Origin of the sequence: Ohtaekwangia sp. (assembly GCF_036568665.1) — a bacterium.
Taxonomy (GTDB): Bacteria; Bacteroidota; Bacteroidia; order Cytophagales; family Cyclobacteriaceae; genus Ohtaekwangia.
In genome coordinates, this window is sequence record NZ_DATCSD010000174.1 from 1 (window position 1) to 5,201 (window position 5,201).

At 42.9% G+C, this 5,201-nt stretch carries 5 protein-coding genes; 3 read left to right on the plus strand and 2 right to left on the minus strand.

The genetic code is table 11. The features are described 5' to 3' along the window. On the plus strand, positions 1-489 hold a 489-nt coding region (locus VIN08_RS10075; protein ID WP_331964013.1), incomplete at its 5' end, for a response regulator transcription factor. A 26-nt stretch (positions 490-515) separates the two neighbouring features. Here the strand turns inward: VIN08_RS10075 and VIN08_RS10080 are convergent. Both VIN08_RS10080 and hemB read right to left on the minus strand, forming a co-directional pair. Further along, positions 516-2,510 carry a sensor histidine kinase gene (locus VIN08_RS10080; RefSeq protein ID WP_331964016.1) on the minus strand — a complete coding sequence of 665 codons (1,995 nt, stop codon included), beginning with the start codon at positions 2,508-2,510 and terminating at the stop codon, positions 516-518. A 15-nt stretch (positions 2,511-2,525) separates the two neighbouring features. Further along, a complete protein-coding gene (gene hemB / locus VIN08_RS10085) occupies positions 2,526-3,509 on the minus strand; it encodes a porphobilinogen synthase (RefSeq protein WP_331964019.1) in 984 nt (327 codons plus the stop codon). 96 nt (positions 3,510-3,605) lie between these two features. On the opposite strand from hemB, the gene VIN08_RS10090 reads away from it, so the two are divergent. Both VIN08_RS10090 and VIN08_RS10095 read left to right on the plus strand, forming a co-directional pair. Then, entirely contained in the window at positions 3,606-4,703 is a 1,098-nt protein-coding gene (locus tag VIN08_RS10090) for a serine hydrolase domain-containing protein (protein ID WP_331964022.1), read from the plus strand. Next, on the plus strand, positions 4,696-5,201 hold a 506-nt coding region (locus VIN08_RS10095), incomplete at its 3' end, for a hypothetical protein (RefSeq protein ID WP_331964024.1). The genes VIN08_RS10090 and VIN08_RS10095, both read left to right, overlap by 8 nt.

Below are 5,201 nucleotides of genomic sequence, written 5' to 3' on the forward strand. Positions count from 1 at the left end.
GTACGTGCCGAAAATCAAAACATACCTATACTCTTTCTTACGGCCAAGGCCATGATGGAAGATAAGCTTGCAGGCTTTCAAACCGGTGCCGATGATTATATAACAAAGCCCTTCAGCCTCGAAGAATTGTTGTGCCGCATAGAAGTATTTCTTCGCAGAAGTTCGGATACAGTTCCTTCTCCGCTAAAGAAATTTCAACTGGGTAATTATGAATTTGATTACACCACGCTTACACTGAGAAATGAGCAGATGGAAAAAACGCTCACGCAAAAAGAAGCGGAGGTTCTTCAGTTGCTATACTATAACAGACATCGTGTATTAAAGCGTGAAGAGATTCTGAAAGAAGTGTGGGGCGATGATGATTATTTTATGGGACGGAGTATGGATGTATTTATATCCAAGTTGCGTAAATATTTGAAAGAAGACCCCTCCGTGCAGATTGTGAACTACCACGGTGTGGGCTTCAGGCTCGAAGTTATTACACAATAGAAATATAGCTATATATAGCGAAGTGATCAGGCACTTGCAATCTGCTGTACGCTTTCCTGGTTTTCGGGTAATGAAAAGAAGAAAGTAGTGCCTTTCCCTTCCACACTTTCAAACCAGATGCGGCCACCGTTCTTTTCAACAAATTCTTTGCAGAGTAAAAGTCCGAGACCAGTTCCTTTCTCCTGTTTTGTTCCCGGTGTTGTTATACTTCCCAACGTAAACATGCGATGTTGATTGGAGACAGGTATACCTACACCGGTATCAGCTACCGATAAAATTACCTGCCTGTCAGTTCGCATGGCGTTGAGTGTAATTACTCCGCCATTGCTGGTAAATTTAATAGCGTTGGTTAGAAGGTTACGAAGAATGGAACGGATCATATTCAGATCTGCGTAGGCCTGTAACGACTGATGTAAATTGTTTTTTACTTTGATATCTTTTCGTTGCAGATCAACTTCCATGAGTGTGATCGTCTCTTCTGCAATTTTTGACAGATCAAGATAAGTAGGTTCGTAGGTCTCTCCTTTCAATTGAAGTGTGGCCCACTGCAATAAGTTTTCGATAAACTCGGTTGTTTGACTGAATCGTGTTTCCAGAGCTTTTGTGAGGTGCTGAAATTCTTCGCGACTCACATCGCCCGATTTTAAAAGAGATAACGCAAGCTGTAAAGAACTGAGCGGTCCTTTAATGTCGTGCGATACTACCGAGAAGAGTTTATCTTTCACACGGTTTACTTCGGCAAGCTTCTCACTCTTTTGTTGTATTTCTTCTATACGCAGTTGTACCTCACGCTCCAGTCGTTCATTCTCCTCCTGGTTTCTTTTAAGCTCCAGCTCTTTGGCTAGTTGATTTTCCCTGCGGAGAATATTCCAGCGATCGCCCAAGGCAAAGGAGATGAACAGCATCTGAAGTATACATCCGATCATCAGCCCACTATAGTTTGTGCTCATATAGCCTGGTATAAAACCGAGATTGCTAATGGTAAAGAACACCGTGGCTATCAGCAATGTGATCCACGCAATGAGATAATAACGCGCTGATCTATAGTTTTTATAGAAGCAATAGCCCGCACTGGTTAATGCCAACAGGCAGTGTACCAATATAAAGTAGTGATGATATTCGTAGGAGATGCGCGGAAATAAAACAAACATAACCAACCCTGCCAATACATTCAGTACCATGTTTGTCACCATGAGCTTATCCAGCAGCGGGCTGAATTTTTTCAGGTTGAGGAATGATCGTGTGAGTAGCGTGGAGGAGAATACAAATGCAGGCCCGGAGAACATGGCAAATATATCATTCATGGCGGGATGCCCCGGATATATATAGAGAAAGGTATATCCCTGAAAAAAAGCAACAATATTTACCATGGCCAGCAGCGTGAGCACATAATAAAAAGTTACGCGATCGCGCATGGAGATAAACAGGAATAACTGGTAAAGCAACATCAGGATCATGCCACCAAAGAACAAACCGTTTATAAGTTGCACATTATAGGAGGCTGTTTGAAAAGCAGAAGGGTTCCAGAATATAACAGGCAACTGAACAGACGAAATTGTATTTACACGCAGGTATATTGATTTTGTCTGCCCTGTGGCAATATCAAATGAGAATACCGGATGGCGATGCCACACATCGCGCGCTTGAATCGGATACCGGTCACCCGATATTTTATGTTTTTTTGTAAGCGAAGAATCAGAGAGTATATAAAAATCGATGTGATCCAGTGGCGCATAGGCTACTTCCAGTTGCCATACGGTATAGGGCGATTGATTTGTTACATCGATGCGGAACCAATGCACTGCACGATCGAATCCAAAGTTTGGAGCTTTATCCGTAGGTATAGAGTCAAACTTTAACAGCCTCACGTCATCAAGCGAAAGCTTATGGGCCTCATCGCGCCAGTGTGTTAAATTACCCTTCACTTCGATCCATCCTGTTTTGTCCAGCACGATAGTTTGCGAAAAGATCTGAAATGAAGAGAGCACAAGACTGATACAAACAAAAATCCTGCGGCCCATAACGTGTTAAAGGGTTTAGTTGGCTATAGCTGCGAACTCTTTCGCGAAATACGTCAGTATAATATCCGCTCCTGCACGCTTCATGCTCAACAATGTCTCCTTCATCACACGCTCTCCATCCAGCCATCCCTTCAGTGCTGCGGCTTTCACCATCGAATACTCACCGCTCACATTATAGGCAGCAATGGGTAAAGATGAGTTGTCTTTTAGTAACCGGATAATATCCAGGTAAGCAAGTGCAGGCTTTACCATCAGAAAATCGGCACCTTCTTCTGTGTCGAGTTGCGCTTCTATCAGCGCCTCTTGTCGGTTGGCCGGGTTCATCTGGTAAGTTTTCTTATCGCCAAATTTAGGAGCCGAGTCCAGCGCATCCCGGAAGGGATTATAGAACCCACTCGCATATTTAGCAGTATAACTCATGATCGATACTTCTGTAAATCCATTTGCATCCAGCACATTTCGCAGATAACCAACACGCCCGTCCATCATATCGGAGGGACCGAGTATATCTATACCGGTTTCGGCTTGTGCCAATGCCATTTTGCCAAGTATCTCCAACGTTTCATCGTTCAGAATTTTTCCATCTTTCACCAATCCGTCATGACCATCCGAACTATAGGGATCCATCGCCACATCCGTCATGATACACGCTTCCGGGAATTGCTTCTTGATCTCGCGTAATGCACGAAGATAAAAGAAATTGGAATCATAACTTTTTGTTGCAGTCTTGTCTTTATGCTGATCTTCAACTGCAGGGAAAACGTCAAACGCACGTATACCTAACCTCAGGCATTCTTCTATTTCTTTTAACATCAGGTCAGTAGAAAGTCTGAAGATGCCAGGCATAGAATTCACTTCTGTTTTCTGATTTTTGCCATCAATCAGAAATAAAGGAAAGATAAGATCATTGGTAGTTACACGGGTTTCCTCTACCATAGCACGGATCGTCTCACTCTTCCGGTTTCGTCTAGGTCTGCGGGAATTAATAAACTGTGACATGTATAGTTGTATATAGCTTTATCTTCAAAGGTAGTGCTTCCCGGTAACCAAAAAAAAGAGGATCTTCCGGAAACCGTTATTTAACGGAACCCGAAAATGCGAAATATTTACATAACATTTTTCTGTTTTATACTGTTTGCCTGCGCTCCGAAAAAAGATGCAATGGAATCGTTGGATACATACCTCTCGTCTGTATTCCCTGCTAACGAACCGGGAGCAGCGATTCTTATCATGAAGCGCGACAGTATAATTTTTGCGAAAGGCTATGGTCTTGCCGATATGGTTACAAAAGAGCCCATCACTCCCAAAACGCTTTTTAACCTCGGGTCTATCTCTAAAACATTTGTAGCCAGTGCTGCTTTACTGTTGCAGGAGCAAGGTAAACTTTCAGTAGAAGATAGCCTCCTTCAATACTTCCCCGAGTTTAAGAACAAGGAGATTGCCTCCAAAGTAAAGATCAAGCACCTGCTTACACATACTTCCGGTTTGCCGGATAACCGTAACGTTGCGCGCGATACGGTCTTTTACTTAACGGCTAAAGACTCAGCAAACTGGTATCCGGAAACGCGGGTAGATTCATTATTGTTCGAGCCTGGCTCTCACTACGAATATTCAAACCCTGCATTCAATGGGTTGGCGTTGATTGTAGAGAAGGTAAGTGGCATGCCGTGGCAACGGTATATAAAGCAAAATATATTTATACCGGCAGGTATGATATCGAGTACCATTACAGATGGAGCGTATCCTTCATCCGGAGTTTCGCATGGCTATGTGAAACATCATGGACAATGGGTGGAAGATGACTACGGTGAAGAGCCAACTTTTCCTGCTGCGGGCAACGGTGGCGTGTGGAGCTCCGTTGAAGAACTGGCGCTTTATGAACAAGCCTGCAGGAAACATATATTTCTGAAAGAAGAAACCATTCGCGATGCACGAACCGTTAAACGTTTTGCAAATTGGTCGGGGAGTGAATCGCCATTTATTGGATGGTCGTGGTTTGTTACCAAAGAAAATAATCTGCAAATCGTGGGTCATCCGGGAAGTCAGGGAGGATTTTTAGCAAACTATGTGGTTGTTCCGGAGAAAGAAATTTTCTTTGTGATCCTATGCAATACACCGCGCGAAGAGTACGAGATGAAAAATATAACGCGCTATTTTTTAAACTATATAGAACAACATCACTGGTATGAATAAGAAAAGGATTGGATGGCTATTGCTGATTGTGTTTATCCTTATGAATGCTATAGCTTTTCAACACGCTTATAAATTTACACACTTCAGCAGCGAAGATGTTTCGCGTACGAAGGATCCTTCGGAGCTCACGATGTGGGGTAAAGTTCAACTGCTATTTACCGGTATTGATAATCCGAAGCCACGGTTAAAAGAAACTCCGGGTACGGCCTTTAAAACGGTGCGTATATTTAGTACAGAAGAACTTGAATGTTGGAGGATCAGCGCGCGTAATCCGAAAGGAACTGTAATTATGTTTCATGGTTATGCCGGTGAAAAATCATCGCTGCTAACACGCGCGAATGAATTTCGAAAGTCAGGCTATACTACTTTCCTGGTCGATTTCATGGGCTCTGGTGGTTCAAACGGTAATGAAACTTCTATTGGCTATAAAGAAGCCGAGCAGGTAAAAGATTGCTTTGCCTATATACAGAAAGAAGAAAAGAATATTATACTCTTTGG

Bases quoted from the DNA above. Each gene is read 5' to 3' on its own strand.
- VIN08_RS10080 (WP_331964016.1), bottom strand. From the start codon at position 2,510: ATGGGCCGCAGGATTTTTGTTTGTATCAGTCTTGTGCTCTCTTCATTT.
- hemB (WP_331964019.1), bottom strand. From the start codon at position 3,509: ATGTCACAGTTTATTAATTCCCGCAGACCTAGACGAAACCGGAAGAGT.
- VIN08_RS10090 (WP_331964022.1), top strand. From the start codon at position 3,606: ATGCGAAATATTTACATAACATTTTTCTGTTTTATACTGTTTGCCTGC.